Below are 19,118 nucleotides of genomic sequence, written 5' to 3' on the forward strand. Positions count from 1 at the left end.
GCCTTACGTGCGCCTGAGTTTGTTTCAGTTACTCGCCAAGTAGCTGATGGCTTTGCCCGGGGCGCAACCGTTCTCATCAAGTGTTGACGCCGCTGGTTTCGTCCAACGAATCTCGACACCGACCGGACGGAAGAAGGTCTGTTTTTGATGGGGTCGTAAGCTTCGTTAATCAGTATCACTCCGTCATGAGGGAAGATGCAGAGTGCGAGAGGCCGCTACAGGTAGCGTCCGTTTTAGCTATCAAAAATTCGCCGGCGTATTAGCACTAATAATCTCCGCCTCATCCGCCCCAATATTCCGAAACCGATGCGGCAACGTCGTCGGAAAGTAGTACCCATCCCCAGCATTCAGCACACTAATCTGCCCATCAACCGTCAACTCAACCGTCCCCCGCGTAACCAGCCCGCACTCCTCCCCTTCCGAATGCACAATCGGCTCTTCCCCCGAGCTCGCCCCAGGCGCGTATTGCTCGCGCAAAAGGCGCATCTGCCGACTCGGCACCGAAGCGCCAATCAGCAACAACCGCAGCCCATGACGTCCAAGATCCGGCTGTTCATTGGCGCGGAACACGTATTGGTGCTCACGCGGCGGCTGATCAAAGGTGAAGAAGTCCGCCAAAGACATAGGAATGCCTTCGAGCAGTTTTTTGAGGGAGCTGACGGAGGGACTGACGCGATTTTGTTCGATCAGGGAGATGGTGGCATTGGTGACGCCGCTACGCCGGGCCAGCTCGCGCTGGGAGAGTTTGTAGCTTTCGCGTACTAGTTTGAGTCGTGAGCCCGTGTCCATGACAGCCTTATGCGAAGAATACTTAAGGGTTATGGGGGTGGATGGCGGGCGACTTTTGGCCGCGAAAAACACCGCTTCCCTGTCCCGGAAATTTGAAAGGCGGGTATTAAATCACGTTTGGTGGTGTTGCTCAGCAGGTTCGATAAATGGTTGGGTAAAAAGGTTGTTTTGGCCTGGGGTTGGGTGGTTTGGCTGTGCAGACTGTGGATGTGATTGCTGTGTGTCAGTTGGGATTGATGGTGGCTGGTAGGGCCTCTTCGCGAGCAAGCCCGCTCCCACAGTTTGGTTTTGGTTGGTCTCAGATTTTGTGTATGCCATGGCGGTGCGACGATTCGACTTGCTCGCGATGGCGGTGTGTCAGTCGACATCAATGTTGACTGTGCCGCCGTCATCGCGAGCAGGCTCACTCCCACAGTTTTGGCGTGGGCGATCATAGGTTTGTGCCCATCATCGATCTGCTGTGGGAGTGAGTTTGCTGGCGAAAACGGTGTGTCAGCCACTTTAAATGGCGGCTGACAGTGCCCTTTCGCGAGCAAGCCCGCTCCCACAGTTGATCAGTGGTGTTTCCACAGTATCTGCATAGAGGTTAGATGCCGAAACGGTCACGCAGTGCGTAGTACGCGGCGCCCATGGCCGTGAGTGGGGCCTGGAAGGTGCGGCCGCCGATCATGGGCATGTGCGGGAGCGAGGCGAAGGCATCGAAGCGTTCGGCGTCGCCGCGGATCATTTCCGAGATCAGTTTGCCGGCCAGGTGCGAGCAGGTGACGCCGTGGCCGCTGTAGCCTTGCATGTAGTAGGCGTTTTTTTCGATGCGGCCGAATTGCGGCATGCGTGACATGGTCAGCAGGAAGTTGCCGGTCCAGCGGTAGTCGATTTTCACGTCCTTCAGTTGCGGGAAGGTCTTGAGGATTTTCGGCTTGATCAGTTGTTCGATGTCGTCCGGTTCGCGGGCGCCGTAGACCACGCCGCCGCCGTACAGCAAGCGGTTGTCGGCGGTGAGGCGGTAGTAGTCGAGCAGGTAGTTGCAGTCTTCGACGCAGTAGTTGTTTTTGATCAGGCTGCGGGCAACCTTTTCGGACAACGGTTCGGTGACGACGATTTGCGAGCCGCACGGCATGCTTTTGCGCGTGACGCGGTTGTCGAGGTCTTGCGGCAGGTAGGCGTTGCCGGCGATCAGCAGGTATTTGGCGCGGACCACGCCTTTGGCGGTGCGTACGGTGATCGGTTCGCCGTAGGTGATTTCCACTGCGGCCGATTGTTCGTAGATTTTGCCGCCCAGGCCGATGATGGCCGAGGCTTCGCCGAGGGCCAGGTTCAGCGGGTGGATGTGGCCGCCCTGCATGTCGAGCAGGCCGCCGACGTAGTTGTCGCAACCCACTTCGCGCTTGATGTCTGCCGCGTCGAGCATTTTCAGGTTTTTGTTGCCGTAGCGTTCCCAGCTGCTTTTCTGCTCGGCCAGGCCTTTGAGTTGCTTTTTGTTCAGCGCGGCGAAGATGCCGCCCGGCTTGTAGTCGCACTGGATATCGTAGTGCTGGATGCGCTGACGGATGATGTCGGCGCCTTCGAAAATCATGCTGCCGAGGACTTCGGCGGTTTTGTCGCCGTAGCGTTCTTCGATGACATCGACGTCGCGGCTGTAGGAGTTGACCAGTTGGCCGCCGTTGCGACCGCTGGCGCCGAAACCGACTTTGGCGGCTTCGAGCACGGTCACGCTGTAGCCGGCTTCAGCGAGGAACAGGGCCGAAGACAAACCGGTGTAGCCGGCGCCGATCACGCAGACGTCGCATTCCACCAGTTCTTCAAGCACCGGGAAGTCGCCGGTGAAGTTGCGGGTGGCGGCGTAGTAGCTGTTTACATGTGTTGTTTGCTTCATAGGTTTCTCCGATGGCCGCTGGCACCTGCCGGCGACCGTCGCTTTTTTTATAGGTGTTAGAGCTTGATCCAGGTCGCTTTGAGTTCGGTGTATTTGTCGAACGCGTGCAGCGATTTGTCCCGACCGTTACCCGACTGCTTGTACCCGCCGAACGGCGCGGTCATGTCGCCGCCGTCGTACTGGTTGACCCAGACGCTGCCGGCGCGCAAGCCGCGGGCGAAGGTGTGAGCCTTGCTCAGGTTGCTGGTCCAGACGCCTGCGGCCAGGCCGAAGATGCTGTCGTTGGCGATGGCCAGCGCTTCTTCCTCGGTGTCGAAGGTGATCAGCGACAGCACCGGGCCGAAGATTTCTTCTCGGGCGATGGTCATGGCGTTGGTCACGCCGTCGAAGATCGCCGGTTCCACGTACAGGCCACCGGTGGCTTCGAGGGTGCGGCTGCCGCCGGCGATCAGTTGCGCGCCCTGGTCTTTGCCGACCTGGATGTAGCGCAGCACGTTGTCCAGTTGGCGCTGATCGACGACCGCGCCGACGGTGGTTTCCGGATCGAGAGCGTGCCCCGGTTTCCAGGCTTGCAGCGCTTCCACCAGCAGCGGAATGAACTGCTCGCGAATCGAACGCTCCACCAGCAAGCGCGAACCGGCGGTGCAGACTTCGCCCTGGTTGAAGGCAATCGCACCGGCTGCCGCTTGTGCTGCCGCGCGCAAATCCGGCGCGTCGGCGAACACCACGTTCGGGCTCTTCCCCCCTGCCTCGAGCCAGACGCGTTTCATGTTGCTTTGGCCGGAATAGATCAGCAGTTGCTTGGCAATCGCGGTCGAGCCGGTGAAGGCCAGCACGTCGACGTCCATGTGCAACGCCAGCGCCTTACCGACGGTGTGACCGTAGCCCGGCAGGACGTTGAACACGCCTTTCGGGATGCCCGCTTCCAGCGCCAGTTGGGCGATGCGGATGGCGGTCAGTGGCGACTTTTCCGAAGGCTTGAGGATGAACGAGTTGCCCGCCGCGAGGGCTGGGGCGAACTTCCAGCTGGCCATGATCAGCGGGAAGTTCCACGGCACGATGGCGGCGACCACGCCCGCAGGTTCGCGGGTGATGAGGCCGAGTTGATCGTGGGGTGTGGCGGCGACTTCGTCGTAGATCTTGTCGATGGCTTCGGCGCTCCAGCGGATCGCGTTGGCGGTCGCTGGAATGTCGATGTTCATCGAGTCGTTGATCGGTTTGCCCATGTCGAGAGTTTCGAGCAGGGCGAGTTCTTCCTGGTTGGCCAGGATCAGGTCGGCGAAGCGGATCAGGGTGCGCTTGCGTTCTGCGGGTGCCAATCGCGCCCAGATGCCGGATTCGAAGGTGCGGCGTGCGACGGCGACTGCCGCATTGGCGTCGGCTTCGTCGGTGCTGGCGACGTTCGCCAGGAAGCGACCGTCGACCGGGCTCATGCATTCAAAGGTGTCGCCGCTGAGTGCCGGGCAGTATTGGCCGTCGATGAATGCGCGGCCTTCGAGTGTTAGGGACTGGAAGCGTTGCTCCCAGTCGCTGCGAGTGTTTGTCATGGTTGTGACTCGACGCAGAGGAATAAGTAGTGGGACTGAATGCCGCCCAACCAGGGAGTTGAAATGCAGCCCCCTGTGGGAGCGGGCTTGCTCGCGAAAGCGGTGGATCAGTCAACACCGATGCCGCCTGACACACCGCCTTCGCGAGCAAGCCCGCTCCCACATTTGATTGGTGGTGTATGCAGAGAATGCGTACACCACTTGGCTCATCAAACCGTATGCAGATACCAGTTGTACTCAAGGTCCGAGATGGAATTCTCAAACTCGGCCAGCTCGCTTTCCTTGCACGCCACGAACACGTCGATGTACATCGGGTCGATGTAGCGCGACATGACTTCGCTGTCGTCCAGCTCGCGCAGTGCATCGCGCAGGTTGTTCGGCAGGCTCTGCTCGTTCTGCTCGTAGCTGTTGCCTTCAACCGGTGCGCCCGGCTCGATTTCGTTGGTCAGGCCGTGGTGAATACCGGCCAGGACCGACGCCATCAGCAAGTACGGGTTGGCATCGGCGCCCGCTACGCGGTGTTCGATGCGCACGGAGTCCGGCGAACCGGTCGGCACACGCACTGCAACGGTACGGTTGTCGATGCCCCAGCTCGGCGAGTTCGGCACGTAGAACTGCGCGCCGAAACGACGGTACGAGTTGACGTTCGGGCAGAGGAACGCCATCTGCGCCGGCAGGGTCTCGAGCACACCGCCGATCGCGTGACGCAGTGCGGCGTTCTGCTCGGGATCCTCGCTGGCAAAGATGTTGTTGCCTTCTTTGTCGAGAATCGAAATGTGCACGTGCAAACCATTGCCCGCCTGGCCCGGATACGGCTTGGCCATGAAGGTGGTGTCCATCTCGTGGTCGTAGGCGATGTTCTTCACCAGACGCTTGAGCAACACCGCGTAGTCGCAAGCCTTTATAGGGTCGTTGACGTGGTGCAGGTTCACTTCGAACTGCGCCGGGGCGCTTTCCTTGACGATGGCGTCAGCAGGGATGCCCTGCTCTTTCGCGCCTTCGAGGATGTCTTGCAGGCAATCGACGTATTCGTCCAGGTCGTCGATCAAGTACACCTGAGTCGACATCGGACGTTTGCCGGAGACCGGCGAGCGTGGCGATTGCGGACGACCGTTCACGTTGTCCTGGTCGATCAGATAGAACTCGAGTTCGAACGCGGCGCAAATGGTCAGGCCCATTGCATCGAACTTGCTCACGACCTGACGCAGCACTTCGCGAGGGTCAGCGAAGAACGGCTGGCCTTCGAGTTCGTGCATGGTCATTAACAGTTGCGCGGTCGGGCGCTTCTGCCAGGGCTCGATGCTGAGGGTATCGGGGATGGGGAAGCAGATTCGGTCTGAGTCACCGATGTCCAGACCCAGGCCGGTGCTTTCCACCGTAGAACCGTTGATGTCCAGAGCAAACAGTGACGCCGGGAGATTGATGCCTTTTTCGTAAACCTTATGAAGACTGGTGCGTTCGATGCGCTTGCCGCGCACCACACCGTTCATATCCGCAATCAGAAGGTCGACGTACAAAACCTCAGGATATTTCTTAAGGAATGCGTTTGCTTCGTTGAGTTGAACGGTACGCAGAGGGACCGACATGATGCACCTATTAGCTGTTAATTATTATGTTCACTACCTTGTTGCGAGCCCAGTCAACCCGAACGGCAAAGTGAAGTCAATAGCGAACACCTGGCCTCTCAACCTTTATTTTTGGGCCTTTCTTGGGCGCGAGAGTGCCAAATCAGTCTTGCGCCCCGTGTAAACCCTGAAGATCGGACGTGCGGCGTTTAGAATTTTTTACATGAGAGTTGTTAATTAAAATCAACAAGGCTAAGCTCCGGAAAAGCTCGTTCAAGTGTGAAACTTCGAGGTGATAAAAATGGCACTCAAGCCATTGATCGGCGTTACAGCGTGCGTCAAACAGATTGGCCTGCACCCCTACCATGTCAGCGGCGACAAGTACTTGCGTGCTGTCAGCATCGCGGCTTTGGGGCTGCCGGTCATCATTCCTTCCTTAGGCGACCTGACCGAAATCGATGACCTGCTCGCGCAGCTCGACGGTCTGCTGCTGACCGGCTCGCCCTCGAATGTGGAACCCTTCCACTATCAAGGCCCCGACAGCACCCCCGGCACGGATCACGATCCGCAACGGGACGCCACCACCCTTCCTTTATTGCGTGCGGCCATTGCGGCGGGCGTTCCGGTGTTCGGCATCTGCCGGGGCTTTCAGGAAATGAACGTGGCGTTCGGCGGCAGCCTGCATCAGAAGGTCCACGAACTCCCGGGCATGCTGGATCACCGGGAAGCGAATCATCCGGACCTGGCGGTGCAATACGCACCGGCGCATGCGGTCAGCGTGCAACCGGGCGGTGTGTTCGAGGCGCTGGATTTGCCACAGGTGTTCCAGGTCAATTCGATTCACAGCCAGGGCATCGACCGACTGGCGCCCGGCCTGCGTGCCGAAGCCGTCGCGCCGGATGGTCTGATCGAAGCGATCTCGGTGGAACACAGCCCGACCTTCGCCGTTGGCGTGCAATGGCACCCGGAATGGCAGGTTCTGTCGAATCCGCCCTACTTGAGTATTTTCCAGGCGTTCGGTGATGCATGCCGGCGACGGGCGGCGCTACGTAACAAGCGCTGACTTAACACTCGATTAATCAATTTACTGCCCCCGAGAGTCAGGCGGGCGTGCCTTTGCGCGCCGGTCCCTCACGACACCAACAAACGCGATAACAACAAGTACCACCAGGCAGCCAGGACGGCGGCGCCGAATAAGCCCAGGCCGGGCGATGCCAGTGAGTCAAACGCCCCCCCCCTGTGGGAGCGGGCTTGCTCGCGAAGAGGGAGTGTCAGTCGACATTGATGCTGCCTGATACACCGCTTTCGCGAGCAAGCCCGCTCCCACAGGGGATCACCGTTGAATTGACTGGCGTCGTACGGATTGGGCTTGCAATCAACTATTAAGTCAGGCCGCGTTGGCCCGACGACTGAAACCTGTTGGGAGTTTCACATGGCAAACGCCTCCAGCATCTACAGGAAGGCTCTTGAAGGTCACCAGTCACCGAAAAAGGTGCTGGTGAAAATCGACCGCGTCACCAAGAAATTCGACGAAACCACCGCAGTGGACGATGTCTCGCTTGAGATCCATCAAGGGGAAATCTTCGCCCTGCTCGGCGGTTCCGGTTCGGGCAAATCGACCCTGCTGCGCATGCTCGCAGGTTTCGAGCGCCCGACCGAAGGGCGGATTCTGCTCGACGGTGTCGACATCACCGACATGCCGCCGTACGAACGGCCGATCAACATGATGTTCCAGTCCTACGCGCTGTTCCCGCACATGACGGTGGCGCAGAACATTGCGTTCGGGCTGAAGCAGGATCGTTTGTCCACCAGCGAAATCGACGCCCGCGTTGAAGAGATGCTGCGACTGGTGCACATGACCCAATATGCCAAGCGCAAACCCCATCAGTTGTCCGGCGGTCAGCGTCAGCGTGTGGCCTTGGCTCGCTCCCTGGCCAAACGTCCAAAGCTGTTACTGCTCGACGAACCGATGGGCGCGCTGGATAAAAAGTTGCGTTCGCAGATGCAACTGGAGTTGGTCGAGATCATCGAACGGGTCGGCGTGACCTGCGTGATGGTGACTCACGATCAGGAAGAGGCCATGACCATGGCCCAACGCATCGCGATCATGCACCTCGGCTGGATCGCACAGATCGGCAGCCCGGTGGACATTTATGAGGCGCCGGTCAGCCGCATGGTTTGCGAATTCATCGGCAACGTGAACGCCTTCGACGGCACCGTGGTCGAGGACCTGGAAGGTCACGCGATCATTCACAGCCCGGATCTGGAGCAGAAGATCTACGTCGGTCACGGCGTCAGCACCTCGGTGCAGGACAAGTCGATCACTTACGCCATCCGCCCGGAAAAACTGCTGGTCAGCACCACCCAACCGGATACCCGTTACAACTGGTCCAGCGGCAAGGTGCATGACATCGCCTACCTCGGCGGCCACTCGGTGTTTTACGTGGAATTGCCTGGCGGCAAGATCGTGCAGTCGTTCATGGCCAACGCCGAACGCCGTGGCGCCCGTCCGACCTGGGACGACAAGGTCTACGTGTGGTGGGAAGACGACAGCGGCGTGGTACTGCGCTCATGAAAACACTCAATCAGCAGTTTATGCGGCTGATGCCGAGTGGTCGAAAGCTCGTCATCGGGGTTCCTTTCCTGTGGCTGTTCCTGTTCTTCATGTTGCCGTTCTTCCTGGTAATGAAGATCAGCTTCTCGGAAGCGGCCCTGGCCATTCCTCCTTACTCGGAGATCTACACCTTCGCCGAGCAGAAATTTCAGCTGTTGCTGAACCTCGGCAACTACTCGCTGCTGACCCAGGATGAGTTGTACATCTCGGCGTACTTCGGCTCGTTGAAGGTGGCGTTTTTAAGCACGCTGATGTGCCTGGTGATCGGTTTCCCGATGGCCTATGCGATCACCAAAGCGAGCAAGCAAACGCAAAACGTTCTGCTGCTGTTGATCATGATGCCGACCTGGACCGCGATCCTGATCCGCGTTTACGCGTGGATGGGCATCCTCAGCAATAACGGTTTGCTCAACGCGTTTTTGATGTGGACCGGGCTGACGGATCACCCGATCGAGATCCTCAACACCAATACCGCCGTGTACATCGGCGTGGTGTATGCGTATCTGCCGTTCATGGTGTTGCCGCTTTACGCCAACCTGGTCAAGCACGATCAAAGCCTGCTGGAAGCCGCTTCGGACCTGGGTTCGAGCAACTTCAACAACTTCTGGAAAATCACCGTGCCGCTGGCCAAAAACGGGATCATTGCCGGCTGCATGCTGGTGTTCATTCCGGTGGTCGGTGAGTTCGTGATTCCGGAACTGTTGGGTGGTCCGGAGACGCTGATGATCGGTCGCGTGCTGTGGCAAGAGTTCTTCAATAACCGCGACTGGCCGGTGGCGTCTGCCCTGGCGGTGGTGATGCTGTTGATCCTGATTGTGCCGATTCTGCTGTTCAACCGCAGCCAGGCCAAAGAGATGGAGGCACGGGGATGAAACGCTTCGGATTTTCAAAGTTCATGCTGATTTTCGGCCTGTCGTTTATCTACCTGCCGATGTTGATTCTGGTGATCTACTCGTTCAACGCCTCGAAGCTGGTGACCGTATGGGGCGGCTGGTCGTTCAAGTGGTACGCCGGCCTGCTCGATAACTCGCAATTGATGGGCTCGGTAGTGCGCTCGCTGGAAATCGCTTGCTACACCGCGATTGCCGCGGTGGCGCTGGGGACGTTGGCAGCGTTTGTGCTGACTCGCGTCACGCGCTTCAAGGGCCGCACGTTGTTCGGTGGTTTGGTGACGGCGCCGCTGGTGATGCCGGAAGTGATCACCGGTCTGTCACTGTTGCTGCTGTTCGTGGCGATGGCGCAGTTGATTGGCTGGCCGCAGGAACGTGGCATCGTCACCATCTGGATCGCCCACACCACGTTCTGTGCAGCGTATGTGGCGGTGGTGGTTTCGGCGCGCTTGCGTGAGCTGGACCTGTCCATCGAAGAAGCGGCCATGGACCTCGGGGCGAAGCCGTTCAAGGTGTTTTTCCTGATCACCATTCCGATGATCGCGCCGTCACTGGCGGCCGGCGGCATGATGTCGTTTGCCCTGTCGCTGGATGACCTGGTGCTGGCGAGTTTCGTGTCCGGCCCGGGTTCGACGACCCTGCCGATGGAAGTGTTCTCGGCGGTGCGTCTGGGCGTGAAGCCTGAGATCAATGCCGTGGCCAGCCTGATTCTGCTCGCCGTATCGATCGTGACCTTCATGGTCTGGTTCTTCAGCCGCCGCGCCGAAGCGACCCGCAAACGTGCGATCCAGGAAGCGATGGACCAGACCGCCAGCGAATCCTGGCAGCAACCTGAAAAGCAAATGGTAGAAGCGACGGCCTAGTGCCATTGCCGATGGGTTAAGTGAGCATAATCCCGTGGAGTAACCCAAAACCTGTGGAGTGAACACAAAACCTGTGGTGAGGGGATTTATCCCCGTTCGGCTGCGCAGCAGTCGTAAAACCAGTGAATGCGGTGTACCTGATACTCCGCGGTTGCAGGTTTTGGGGCTGCTTCGCAGCCCAACGGGGATAAATCCCCTCGCCACAGAGTTTGGGTTTACTCCACAGGTTTTGGGTTTACTCCACAGGTTTTGGGTTTACTCCACAGGTTCTGGGTTCACTCCACAGGTTCTGGGTTTACTCCACAGGTTCGGGGTTCACTCCACAGGTTCTGGGTTTACTCCACAGGTTTTGTGTTCACTTAACAGGTTTTGGGTTTACTACACAGATTGTGTGTTCACTGCATTTTTGCTGTGTGATTTTGAATAAAAAGAGAAATGGAGTTGTACCGATGAAAATGTTTGGCAGGACTCTGCTGACACTGTCCTTATTGGGCGCGATGGCCACCGGCGCCCAGGCCAATGACAAGGTACTGCGCGTCTACAACTGGTCGGATTACATCGCCCCGGACACCGTCAAGAAGTTCGAAGACGAGACCGGAATCCGCGTGACCTACGATGTGTTCGACAGCAATGAAACCCTTGAGGCACGGCTGCTCGCCGGCAAATCCGGCTACGACATCGTCGTGCCGTCCAACAGTTTCCTGGCCAAGCAGATCAAGGCCGGCGTCTATCAGGAACTGGACAAGTCGAAGCTGCCGAACTGGAAGAACCTCAATCCGGTCCTGCTGAAAAACGCTTCCGCCAGCGATCCCGATAACGGCCACGCCTTCCCGTATATGTGGGGCTCGATCGGCATTGGCTTCAACCCGGAGAAGGTCAAGGAAGTGCTCGGCAGCAACGCGCCGACCAATTCCTGGGACTTGCTGTTCAAACCGGAAAACGCCGCGAAGCTGAAAGCCTGCGGCATCAGTTTCCTGGATTCGCCGACCGAGATGCTCCCGGCCGCCCTGCACTATCTGGGTTACCCGGTGAACTCGCAGAACAAGGATCAGATCGCCGAAGCGGAAGCGCTGTTCATGAAGATTCGGCCGTCGGTGGCGTACTTCCATTCGTCGAAATACATCTCCGACCTGGCCAACGGCAACATCTGCGTGGCGGTCGGTTACTCCGGTGATGTGCTGCAAGCCAAGGCGCGCGCTCAGGAAGCGGGCGATAAGGTGAAGGTCGATTACAGCATTCCCAAGGAAGGCGCGGGCAGTTTCTACGACATGGTCGCGATCCCCCGGGACGCGGCGAACGTGGAAAACGCTTACCTGTTCATGAACTTCCTGATGCGCCCGGACATCATCGCCGAGATCACCAACAACATCGGCTACAGCAACGCCAACGCGGCGGCCACGCCGTTGGTGGATGAAGCAATTCGCGACGATCCAGGTTCGTATCCGTCGCAGGCGGTGATGGCGACGTTGTATGCCATTCCGGACATGCCGATTGGTACTCAGCGGGTGATGACTCGCGGGTGGACGCGGGTGAAGCTCGGTAAGTAATTCACTCGGATTTTCCGTTGAACCTGAAATTGCCTTCGCGAGCAGGCTCGCTCCCACAGTGGTCCGTGGTGGAACACAGATTTGTTAACGACGCTGATCCCTTGTGGGAGCGAGCCTGCTCGCGAAGAGGCCATGACATTCAACATAGATATCAGTTCTAACCTTTTCCGTTCACGTAGCGCCTTACCACCGCTGCACTCCTGTCTGTAGAACGGCCTCACCTGGCTTCCTCGGTTAAGGTGAATTTGGGCGCCCTCCTCGGGCGCCTTTTTTTATGAGAGGACGAGCGGCCACTCGGCCAGCGCTCGGTAGCGGCCCTTATGGGATTCGAACAGGGTGAAGTGATCGGCCCGCAGATAGAACTCGGGCGGCGTCGCTGACTCTGGCACCGGCACTCGGTAATCACGCATCAGCGTCAAGTGCGGGCGAAACTCCTTCGGCGAATCCTCAAACCCGAATGGCAGCATTGCCTGCTCAAGCGCATACACCAGCCGCAGCAACTCCGGTGATGCCTGCTCCGGCGCGAGCACCAGCACCCCTGCCCGGCGCCAGACATCCAGCCGATCAAGCGCCACCCTCAAAGGCACACCCGGCGTTCGAATGTTGGCAGCGGCCGCGCAGATATCGGCGATTTTCGCCACTTCGACAGCCCCCAAAAACTTCAACGTCAGGTGAAAGTTTTCCACCGGCACCGGGCGTCCGCTCCTGAGTTCAAGTGCGCTGCGCCATTGGGCGATGGCCCGACGTTGCTCGGGTGTGCAGTTCAGGGCAAAAAACAGTCGTTTTAACGGCTCATGGGATTCGTCGCTCATCGCTGGCACCTCCTGACATCCAAGTTATAGTTCATGCAAACGATTCAACTGGAGGGGCCATGCGCGAGATCATCAGCAAGGAACCGTGGTGGGCCGTGCCACCGAAACCCGGTCAGGATGAGTCCGAGCTGGAATGGGGCTGGCTGGTTCATTACAACGAAGGTGAGCCGCGCTTCGAGTTCATCAAAGAGCGGCCGACGGACAGCGAGATTCGTAATCGCAAGAGTTGCAGGACCACTCCGACGCCGGAGTGATCCTGCTGTTGATTTCAGGCTTTGACGATCATTTCGAACCCGCCAAAAATCAGCCTCTGACCATCGAATGGCATCGGGTTGACGTCCGGTTGCATGCGCGGATCGTTCATGAGTTTTGCCATGCCTGCATCGCGGGTGGTCTTGTCCGGCCAGATGATCCAGGAAAACACTACGGTTTCGTCTTCCTTGAGTTTTACTGCCATCGGAAACGAGGTCACTTTGCCATCAGGGACGTCGTCGCCCCAGCATTCAGCGACGCTGAGGGCGCCGCTTTCCTTGAAAATGACCGCGGCGGTTTCGGCGTGCTTCTTGAATTTTTCGCGGTTGGCGGTGGGTACGGCTGCGATGAAGCCATCAACGTAGGACATGGTCGTTCTCCTTGGGTTATGGGGCGATCTGCTGGTTAGTCGATTCCGTCGGTGCCCAATCGACAGATCCACCGCCCGAACTGACCGACGGTACTTCGGCGCTCCCCGCCAGATTGCCCTCGATCTGCGCCGCCATGTAATACGTGCCGGCCATCACGCCGGTGGTCGGGTTTTGCACCAGTTTCAGCCAGGCCTTGTCAAACGTATTACCCAGGCTGTTGCGAATCAGTGCCTCGCTGTCAGGCCTATCATTGGCCTGGATAATTGCGCGGACCCCCGCCACACCCACGGAAATCAAGCCCCCGACCAATTTACCCGCTGCAGCGGCCACGGCACTGGCGGCACCTCGCGGGACCATTTCGGCTTCCATCCGCTTGCTGGCGCGCTTGGCCACCGGGGCCATGGCGGTGTCTGTCGAAGCCACCCCCTTGTCACCGCCGGCCTTGTGGATTTTCTCGATCAGCGCTGCATAGGCCGGCAGCGTATTCAGTGGTTGGGTGTGCACCACTTGATACAGCGAAGCGTCGCGGGCAGGCGGTGGCCCGAGGGCGATGGCGGGGATTTTCTGGATTCGGCCATTGAGCTGAGCCATCGGCACGCCGTGGCGCTGGGAGATTTTTTGCAGTTCTTCCTGAAGGATGTCGACGTAGAACGCCGTTGCCTGGCCGAGAATCGCATCGGGATCGATTTCCACCGCGACCGGTGCCAGCACGCGCTGTTGGTATTGCTCCAGCAGATAGGCTGCCAGGCGCTTGGCCGAGGCATCCTGCTCGCCCTTGGCGCTGATGGTGTACCAGCTGACCTTCATCGACAGCCATTCCTGGGTCCAGTAACTGCTGAACCAGGGAATGAAGTTCTCTTCGGTCAGTTGATAGACCCGCGTTCTCCAGTAATCCATGGCACCGCGCGCGTAGATTTTGGTCTGCTCGGTGGCCGATTGCGACGCTGCGACAATCTCTTGGTCGACCATCTGCCAGGTGCTTTGGGGAACAACCACCGGCACCACTTCCACCGGGGCACGCGCAGTCGTGACGCATCCCGCCAACACCACCAACACGGCGACGATCAGCGAACGCACGTTCAAGATCGCGGTTCCTACAGACTTGCCCGAACGGGATGTCCGGTGGTTCAAAGGTCTATTAATTTGAGTATAGGTGTCGGTGTTTGTTCGCTTGGGGTTGAGGGTGTTCTTAAGGGCCTCTTCGCGAGCAAGCCCGCTCCCACATTTAACCGAGTTCTCCCGGATGAATGCGGTCGAATGTGGGAGCGGGCTTGCTCGCGAAGAGGCCGGATCAGACGGCGAAGATCCCACCATCACTTATGTCGATATTCACCATCGCCGCGAATGCCTTCCGCTCAAAAACCGTCAGCGTAGGATCCGCCTTAACCCAACGCAAAACCCCGCATCGGAGGGGCAAATCATGATTATCCATCTCCTGACCTGCCTGGCCCTGACGGCCATGACACTGAGCATTTTTTCCTGGTACGTCCTGTCCGAGGAGCGCACGTCATGATTCACTCCGTGACCCTGGCCGTAAGCTTTGCGGTGTTTGGCAACAACTACTATTCCCAGTCATTCGTTTCGCGCAAAACGTTCGAACTGGTGTTCGACAAAAACTTCGAGACGCTGCTGATGCCGTCCGCCGCCAATCACTTCAACAATGAAGTGATCGGGCTCAATGATCAGTTCCGGTTCCTGAGCGATGTGCTGGAAGAGCACCTGCTGGCGACTGAGCTCGCCGCTACCGCCCCCCGGAATCAATACTTCTGAGCAACTGCCCCAGGCCCTCGCTAAAACAGGTCGGTGAGTTCAAGGAAAAACGCTCAAGCAGGCGACTGTTGTCGGCTCGCGAATGTTTGATATCCCCGGAACGCGGCGCGTCGTAATTCAATGTCAGCGGCCGCCCCAAAAGCTCGCTTAACGTCGCCGCCAGTTCGTTAACGCTGGTGGATCGGTTAAACCCGACATTGACCGGCTCGTTAATCGGCTCTGGCTCGCCGACTGCCTGTACCAGGATCTTGACGAGGTCATTGACGTATACAAAATCCCTTGTTTGCTCCCCATCACCGTAAACCGTGATGGGGAGTTTTTTTTGCGCCCTCTCGCTGAAAATGCTGATGACACCGGAGTAAGGCGATGAAGGGTCCTGACGGGGTCCGTAAATATTGAAAAACCGCAGAATGACCGGTTCAAGACCATGCTGACGGCGATAGAAATCGAGGAAATGTTCACTGGCCAGCTTGTCGGCGGCATACGGCGTCAGTGGCTTCTTGGGCGTGTCCTCGGTAATCGCCATGCCCTCGCCATTGTTGCCATAGATCGCCGCACTGGACGCGTAAACCACACGTCTTACGCCTGCCTGGCGCATGGCTTCGCAGATATTCAGCGTGCCGACGAAATTGCTTTGGTGAGTGGCGACCGGGTCATCGACCGACGCCTGCACCGAGGCCACCGCCGCCAGATGCACCACCGCGCTACAGTCTTTCATCGCCCGCTCCACCGTCGGCGCGTCGGCGACATCCCCCACCACCAGGGTCAAATGGCAGCGATCAATCGGTAAGTTCGACAATTTTCCACTGGAAAGATCGTCCAGAACCCGAACGCTATAACCGCTTTCCAGCAGTGCTTCGACCAAGTGCGAACCGATGAAACCGGCACCGCCCGTCACAAGAATTCGTTCAGCAGTCATGATTTATTTACTCCCCGGTGCAGTGGTGGGTGTTTTATCCATTGCAATGAAGTCGCCTAATTGCGAAATCAGTTCACGGCTGTCACTGAGCATTCGTTGCCAGTCGGTGGGAAAGCGAACATTCAACGGCAGTTGATCGATTCTCCAGCGCGGCGACAGGGGGCGATCAAACCGGGCGGCGACCTGCAAGCCCATCTCGCTGGCAGCGAACGGCCCACGCAACACCGTCGGCGTACGACCGGCGCTGTCGACGGCCTGGACAACATGGGCCGGCAACCACTCGCCATCGGGCATGCGAACGCGCAGCGGCTGGCCAATCGCGGCGTAGCTGATATTCAGCGGTTCCAGATAAATCCACAGCAGAGGCTCTTCCAGCCGCTCAAGGCGCATCAACAACGTACCCGCACCGACGTTCTCGCCGGGCGTGACCAACACCTCCGCAATGCGACCGCTCTGCGCAGCCTTGATCGACAACGCGGCGAGGCGCGTTTTCAACCATTGTTGCTCGGCGGTCTGTTGAATGATTTCGCGCTCCACGCTCAATGGCGACTGATGAGCCAGTTGATCGCGGCGCTCGAACGCCAACAGGTCCGCTTTAAATGCGTCAAGTTCGGACTGGGCGGCCAGCACTTCTCCACGAGACACGGCGCCTGATTCAACGAGGCCTTCAAGCACCTGCACGCGCTCCTCCGTCCTGCTCACTCGGGTCCTGAGCAACTGACGCTCCCTCGTGTCCAGTTTGGCGTTGGTGACGGGCACTGATTTCTTCGGCATTGCGGCAAGCTGCGAGAGCCGCGCACGCCATTCGGGATTGTCGAGACTGACCAACGGCTGATCGATCTGGACCTGCTCCCCGGCCATGACGAACAGCTGATCGACCCGACCGGCATCCCGTGCGCGGACCTCAAGAATCGGCAGGCGCAATTGCGCCGGCGCGTCGATCATCACCAAGCCATACGTCAGCTTCGCCCCCAGCCAGATCAAGGGGCTCGCGACCAGGAACAGGATCAGATACCAACGCGCGCGAAACGCCATGCGTTTGCCCGGCGCGTAGAGCACAGTCAAACCCTGCTCCTGGGTGGGGTTCAGTTCTTTGCGACTATCGAATCGAATCTTCATGACGGCTCACCGTTTTGGAAAGTCTCGCCAGGCTTGCCAGTCAATACCGGCAATCCCCCGTGGTTGCAGCTGTTCGCGCCAGACACGGGTCTGGTGCTGCAACTGCTCAGTCGACGCGCCGGCCCAGGATTCAGTGGCATCCAGTTGCGGCTCTGTGCTTTGCGCCAGGCGAAATTGCAGATCAGGCCAGCGTTGGGCGATCTGCTCTGCCATGCGTGCGCTGTTTTTCGGATTACGGGTGTAGATCATGAGGCTGACCTGACGCACGCCCGCCTCGGGAAGCGCGCACGGCAGGCAGGTTTTCCCGGGTTTTGCCTCTGCAAACCAGCGATGGTGGCTGGAGATTTCTACCGGCCAAGGGCTGGCGGCTGAGGCTGCGTGCAAGGTATCGAGCAAATCCTTCAAGCGCTGATCCGGGACTGGCACGCCCAGTTGTTCGAGTTCCAGGTCCAGGTGCAGGCTGGTGAATGAAAGCCCCTTCAGCTTCGCCAGTAAGTCAGTGAGCTGATGGCGGTCCTGCGGCTCCATCCAGGCCGGATCACCGAGCAACAGGCTGACTTGCACCCCCTTGCCGGCCGCGTCCTGTAGCAATTGCGCCAGCCGTTGGCGCGTGGTGGCAAGGTCTTTCAACTGGGAGGACTTGAGGCCAAGGTAGATCTTGTCCATCCCGGCCTTACGCAATTGCTCGAGTTCCGCCTTGCGTTGATTGGGATCGAGCAACGCTTCGCTGTCCCAGACATAACTGGCCTGGGACCAATGGCTCGACGGCGCCACCGCTGCCTGAGCCGGCAAGGGTTGTGCGGCCAGTATCATCGGGGGCAACGACAGCGTCAGCAGCAGAAGTATCGATCGCATCATCAAAACCTCGTGGCTCGTTTAAGCACCCACCACGGCGCCATAGAGCTTTCTTCGTGGCCCCGGCGAAAGATCTCGTTGAGCATGGCCACTGCGCTCCAGCACCGCAGGAGAAGCATGAACAGCGGGAAGAAAGGCACCAACAATCCCAGGACAATGTCCTTTGCAGGTCGGTCGGACACCATCAACAACATGGCGGCGAACAACATCGCGGTGATCATCAGGTACAACGAATAAATCAGTACGAACAGAAACAACAGCGTCTTGCCCGGCAAAACAAATAGTGCCAGCAAGGTGTAGCTGAAGATGAGAAACGGCAGCACCAGCTGAAAAAAGAAGCCGCTGAGCAGGATCATCAGAAAGCTCGGCCAGCCCAACAACCTGGGGTTGATGTTGTGGTGGTGCTTGCGGATGTACAGAAAAAACAGGTCGCCATCCCAGCGCAAGCGCTGCATCAGAAACTGACTGAGGGTCGACGGTGCGTCGGTGTGTCCAATCGCTTCCGGCTCGAAGGGAATCCTCAAGTCGTGTCGCTTGAAGTAACTCTTGATGCGCAACGTCAGGTCCAGATCCTCCGCGGTATGCGTGTTCCAGCCACCGATTTTCACCAGGAAGCTGCGGCGGAATGCCCCGAAAGCCCCCGAGACGTTATTGACCAGGTTCCATTCGGCCAGACCGATTTTCGACATATGGATGGACAACAGGTATTCCAGCGCCTGCATCGCGGTCACCCACGAAGCCCAGACATTGCGCACTCGCAGGCTACCGGCGACCGCAGGCACCGTCGGGTCCTCGAAATGGCGCACGATGGAGCTGACCATGTTGTTGTCGAAGGACGTATCTCCATCGAGCGCCATCACGATTTCACCGCTGGCAAGCGACAGGCCGGCGTTCAATGACGACACCCGCCCGCCCCTCTGCCATTTGGCGATCGGACGCAAATGGCGTCTGGGGTACAACTTCGGGTCCACGTTGAACTTGCGAACGGCGCTGAGCGTCGGCTGGTTCACCGTGGCCCCGTCCACCACCGGAATCATCTCGATGTGGCCGGGGTACGTCTGCTCGCACAGGCTTAACAGCGTGGTCTGAACGTCCATTCCTTCGCTGTAGCAGGTAATGATGCAAGAGACCTTGGGCCGATAGACACTGATCTTCGGGACACGGGAACGCCGACGTGCGAACCAGCGCAATACCCCCAGCATCACCATGATCATCAGGGGCAATTCAAAGATCAGAAACAAAGGAAAAAGCATGAAAAACACCCGGCTCAAACCATCCGGCCCCATGAGCCCGCCGAGTACGCTGAGGAGTTGCTCCAGAAAAAGGCTCATG

Annotated in this window: 19 protein-coding genes; 8 read left to right on the plus strand and 11 right to left on the minus strand. The window is 58.6% G+C overall.

Going from position 1 to position 19,118, the window contains the following annotated elements:
- Window positions 1-240: 240 nt before the first annotated feature.
- From DFS28_RS03675 to DFS28_RS03690, 4 genes are all read right to left on the minus strand, one after another.
- Window positions 241-789 carry a cupin domain-containing protein gene (locus DFS28_RS03675; RefSeq protein WP_007895886.1) on the minus strand — a complete coding sequence of 183 codons (549 nt, stop codon included), beginning with the start codon at window positions 787-789 and terminating at the stop codon, window positions 241-243.
- Between the two features lie 586 nt (window positions 790-1,375).
- Entirely contained in the window at window positions 1,376-2,662 is a 1,287-nt protein-coding gene (locus tag DFS28_RS03680; protein ID WP_111448610.1) for an FAD-binding oxidoreductase, read from the minus strand.
- 56 nt (window positions 2,663-2,718) lie between these two features.
- Window positions 2,719-4,209: an aldehyde dehydrogenase gene (locus DFS28_RS03685; RefSeq protein WP_111448611.1), complete on the minus strand. Its 1,491-nt coding sequence runs from the start codon at window positions 4,207-4,209 to the stop codon at window positions 2,719-2,721.
- 209 nt (window positions 4,210-4,418) lie between these two features.
- A complete protein-coding gene (locus tag DFS28_RS03690) occupies window positions 4,419-5,795 on the minus strand; it encodes a glutamine synthetase family protein (protein ID WP_111448612.1) in 1,377 nt (458 codons plus the stop codon).
- Between the two features lie 280 nt (window positions 5,796-6,075).
- Between DFS28_RS03690 and DFS28_RS03695 the strand changes: the two genes are divergently transcribed.
- The 5 genes from DFS28_RS03695 to DFS28_RS03715 all read left to right on the plus strand — a co-directional run bounded on the left by DFS28_RS03695 (window position 6,076) and on the right by DFS28_RS03715 (window position 11,688).
- Window positions 6,076-6,837, plus strand: coding sequence for a gamma-glutamyl-gamma-aminobutyrate hydrolase family protein (locus DFS28_RS03695; protein ID WP_111448613.1), 762 nt, complete (start codon window positions 6,076-6,078; stop codon window positions 6,835-6,837).
- Window positions 6,838-7,206: 369 nt separating this feature from the next.
- Window positions 7,207-8,349: a polyamine ABC transporter ATP-binding protein gene (gene potA / locus DFS28_RS03700; RefSeq protein WP_111448614.1), complete on the plus strand. Its 1,143-nt coding sequence runs from the start codon at window positions 7,207-7,209 to the stop codon at window positions 8,347-8,349.
- 29 nt (window positions 8,350-8,378) lie between these two features.
- A complete protein-coding gene (locus DFS28_RS03705; RefSeq protein WP_165933968.1) occupies window positions 8,379-9,260 on the plus strand; it encodes an ABC transporter permease subunit in 882 nt (293 codons plus the stop codon).
- On the plus strand, window positions 9,257-10,141 hold the full coding sequence (locus DFS28_RS03710) for an ABC transporter permease subunit (RefSeq protein WP_111448616.1): 885 nt from the start codon (window positions 9,257-9,259) through the stop codon (window positions 10,139-10,141). The genes DFS28_RS03705 and DFS28_RS03710 overlap by 4 nt, the downstream gene beginning before the upstream one ends.
- Window positions 10,142-10,590: 449 nt before the next feature.
- Window positions 10,591-11,688, plus strand: coding sequence for a polyamine ABC transporter substrate-binding protein (locus DFS28_RS03715; RefSeq protein ID WP_111448617.1), 1,098 nt, complete (start codon window positions 10,591-10,593; stop codon window positions 11,686-11,688).
- A gap of 272 nt (window positions 11,689-11,960) precedes the next feature.
- Here the strand turns inward: DFS28_RS03715 and thpR are convergent, their stop codons facing one another.
- A complete protein-coding gene (gene thpR, locus DFS28_RS03720; protein ID WP_111448618.1) occupies window positions 11,961-12,500 on the minus strand; it encodes an RNA 2',3'-cyclic phosphodiesterase in 540 nt (179 codons plus the stop codon).
- 59 nt (window positions 12,501-12,559) lie between these two features.
- On the opposite strand from thpR, the gene DFS28_RS03725 reads away from it, so the two are divergent.
- Window positions 12,560-12,754 (plus strand): hypothetical protein, encoded by a 195-nt coding sequence (locus DFS28_RS03725; protein WP_008151815.1) that lies wholly within the window; start codon window positions 12,560-12,562, stop codon window positions 12,752-12,754.
- 14 nt (window positions 12,755-12,768) lie between these two features.
- Here the strand turns inward: DFS28_RS03725 and DFS28_RS03730 are convergent, their stop codons facing one another.
- Window positions 12,769-13,122, minus strand: coding sequence for a DUF1428 domain-containing protein (locus DFS28_RS03730; RefSeq protein ID WP_111448619.1), 354 nt, complete (start codon window positions 13,120-13,122; stop codon window positions 12,769-12,771).
- Between the two features lie 16 nt (window positions 13,123-13,138).
- On the minus strand, window positions 13,139-14,206 hold the full coding sequence (locus DFS28_RS03735; RefSeq protein ID WP_111448620.1) for a hypothetical protein: 1,068 nt from the start codon (window positions 14,204-14,206) through the stop codon (window positions 13,139-13,141).
- Window positions 14,207-14,366: 160 nt separating this feature from the next.
- Here DFS28_RS03735 and DFS28_RS03740 point away from each other — a divergent pair, with 160 nt between their 5' ends.
- Window positions 14,367-14,636 carry a hypothetical protein gene (locus tag DFS28_RS03740; protein WP_165933964.1) on the plus strand — a complete coding sequence of 90 codons (270 nt, stop codon included), beginning with the start codon at window positions 14,367-14,369 and terminating at the stop codon, window positions 14,634-14,636.
- Entirely contained in the window at window positions 14,633-14,893 is a 261-nt protein-coding gene (locus DFS28_RS03745) for a hypothetical protein (protein ID WP_111448622.1), read from the plus strand. The genes DFS28_RS03740 and DFS28_RS03745 overlap by 4 nt, the downstream gene beginning before the upstream one ends.
- On the opposite strand, the gene DFS28_RS03750 is transcribed toward DFS28_RS03745, so the two are convergent.
- The 4 genes from DFS28_RS03750 to DFS28_RS03765 are packed head-to-tail and all read right to left on the minus strand — an operon-like array spanning window position 14,865 to window position 19,117.
- Window positions 14,865-15,812 carry an NAD-dependent epimerase/dehydratase family protein gene (locus DFS28_RS03750; protein ID WP_111448623.1) on the minus strand — a complete coding sequence of 316 codons (948 nt, stop codon included), beginning with the start codon at window positions 15,810-15,812 and terminating at the stop codon, window positions 14,865-14,867. The genes DFS28_RS03745 and DFS28_RS03750 overlap by 29 nt on opposite strands.
- Before the next feature lie 3 nt (window positions 15,813-15,815).
- A complete protein-coding gene (locus DFS28_RS03755) occupies window positions 15,816-16,931 on the minus strand; it encodes an HlyD family secretion protein (RefSeq protein ID WP_111448624.1) in 1,116 nt (371 codons plus the stop codon).
- A gap of 6 nt (window positions 16,932-16,937) precedes the next feature.
- Entirely contained in the window at window positions 16,938-17,789 is an 852-nt protein-coding gene (locus tag DFS28_RS03760) for a hypothetical protein (protein WP_178082195.1), read from the minus strand.
- Window positions 17,789-19,117 carry a glycosyltransferase gene (locus DFS28_RS03765; protein WP_111449106.1) on the minus strand — a complete coding sequence of 443 codons (1,329 nt, stop codon included), beginning with the start codon at window positions 19,115-19,117 and terminating at the stop codon, window positions 17,789-17,791. The genes DFS28_RS03760 and DFS28_RS03765 overlap by 1 nt, the downstream gene beginning before the upstream one ends.
- Window position 19,118 lies beyond the last annotated feature (1 nt).

This window comes from Pseudomonas sp. 478 (genome assembly GCF_003254125.1).
Taxonomy (GTDB): Bacteria; Pseudomonadota; Gammaproteobacteria; order Pseudomonadales; family Pseudomonadaceae; genus Aquipseudomonas.

Excerpts from the sequence above, each read along its gene's own strand:
- DFS28_RS03755 (WP_111448624.1), bottom strand. The coding sequence starts at position 16,931 with ATGAAGATTCGATTCGATAGTCGCAAAGAACTGAACCCCACCCAGGAG.
- DFS28_RS03760 (WP_178082195.1), bottom strand. The coding sequence starts at position 17,789 with ATGATGCGATCGATACTTCTGCTGCTGACGCTGTCGTTGCCCCCGATG.
- thpR (WP_111448618.1), bottom strand. The coding sequence starts at position 12,500 with ATGAGCGACGAATCCCATGAGCCGTTAAAACGACTGTTTTTTGCCCTG.
- DFS28_RS03685 (WP_111448611.1), bottom strand. The coding sequence starts at position 4,209 with ATGACAAACACTCGCAGCGACTGGGAGCAACGCTTCCAGTCCCTAACA.
- DFS28_RS03730 (WP_111448619.1), bottom strand. The coding sequence starts at position 13,122 with ATGTCCTACGTTGATGGCTTCATCGCAGCCGTACCCACCGCCAACCGC.
- DFS28_RS03765 (WP_111449106.1), bottom strand. The coding sequence starts at position 19,117 with ATGAGCCTTTTTCTGGAGCAACTCCTCAGCGTACTCGGCGGGCTCATG.
- DFS28_RS03710 (WP_111448616.1), top strand. The coding sequence starts at position 9,257 with ATGAAACGCTTCGGATTTTCAAAGTTCATGCTGATTTTCGGCCTGTCG.
- DFS28_RS03675 (WP_007895886.1), bottom strand. The coding sequence starts at position 789 with ATGGACACGGGCTCACGACTCAAACTAGTACGCGAAAGCTACAAACTC.
- DFS28_RS03680 (WP_111448610.1), bottom strand. The coding sequence starts at position 2,662 with ATGAAGCAAACAACACATGTAAACAGCTACTACGCCGCCACCCGCAAC.
- DFS28_RS03745 (WP_111448622.1), top strand. The coding sequence starts at position 14,633 with ATGATTCACTCCGTGACCCTGGCCGTAAGCTTTGCGGTGTTTGGCAAC.
- DFS28_RS03740 (WP_165933964.1), top strand. The coding sequence starts at position 14,367 with ATGAATGCGGTCGAATGTGGGAGCGGGCTTGCTCGCGAAGAGGCCGGA.
- DFS28_RS03715 (WP_111448617.1), top strand. The coding sequence starts at position 10,591 with ATGAAAATGTTTGGCAGGACTCTGCTGACACTGTCCTTATTGGGCGCG.
- potA (WP_111448614.1), top strand. The coding sequence starts at position 7,207 with ATGGCAAACGCCTCCAGCATCTACAGGAAGGCTCTTGAAGGTCACCAG.
- DFS28_RS03695 (WP_111448613.1), top strand. The coding sequence starts at position 6,076 with ATGGCACTCAAGCCATTGATCGGCGTTACAGCGTGCGTCAAACAGATT.
- DFS28_RS03705 (WP_165933968.1), top strand. The coding sequence starts at position 8,379 with ATGCCGAGTGGTCGAAAGCTCGTCATCGGGGTTCCTTTCCTGTGGCTG.
- DFS28_RS03750 (WP_111448623.1), bottom strand. The coding sequence starts at position 15,812 with ATGACTGCTGAACGAATTCTTGTGACGGGCGGTGCCGGTTTCATCGGT.
- DFS28_RS03690 (WP_111448612.1), bottom strand. The coding sequence starts at position 5,795 with ATGTCGGTCCCTCTGCGTACCGTTCAACTCAACGAAGCAAACGCATTC.
- DFS28_RS03725 (WP_008151815.1), top strand. The coding sequence starts at position 12,560 with ATGCGCGAGATCATCAGCAAGGAACCGTGGTGGGCCGTGCCACCGAAA.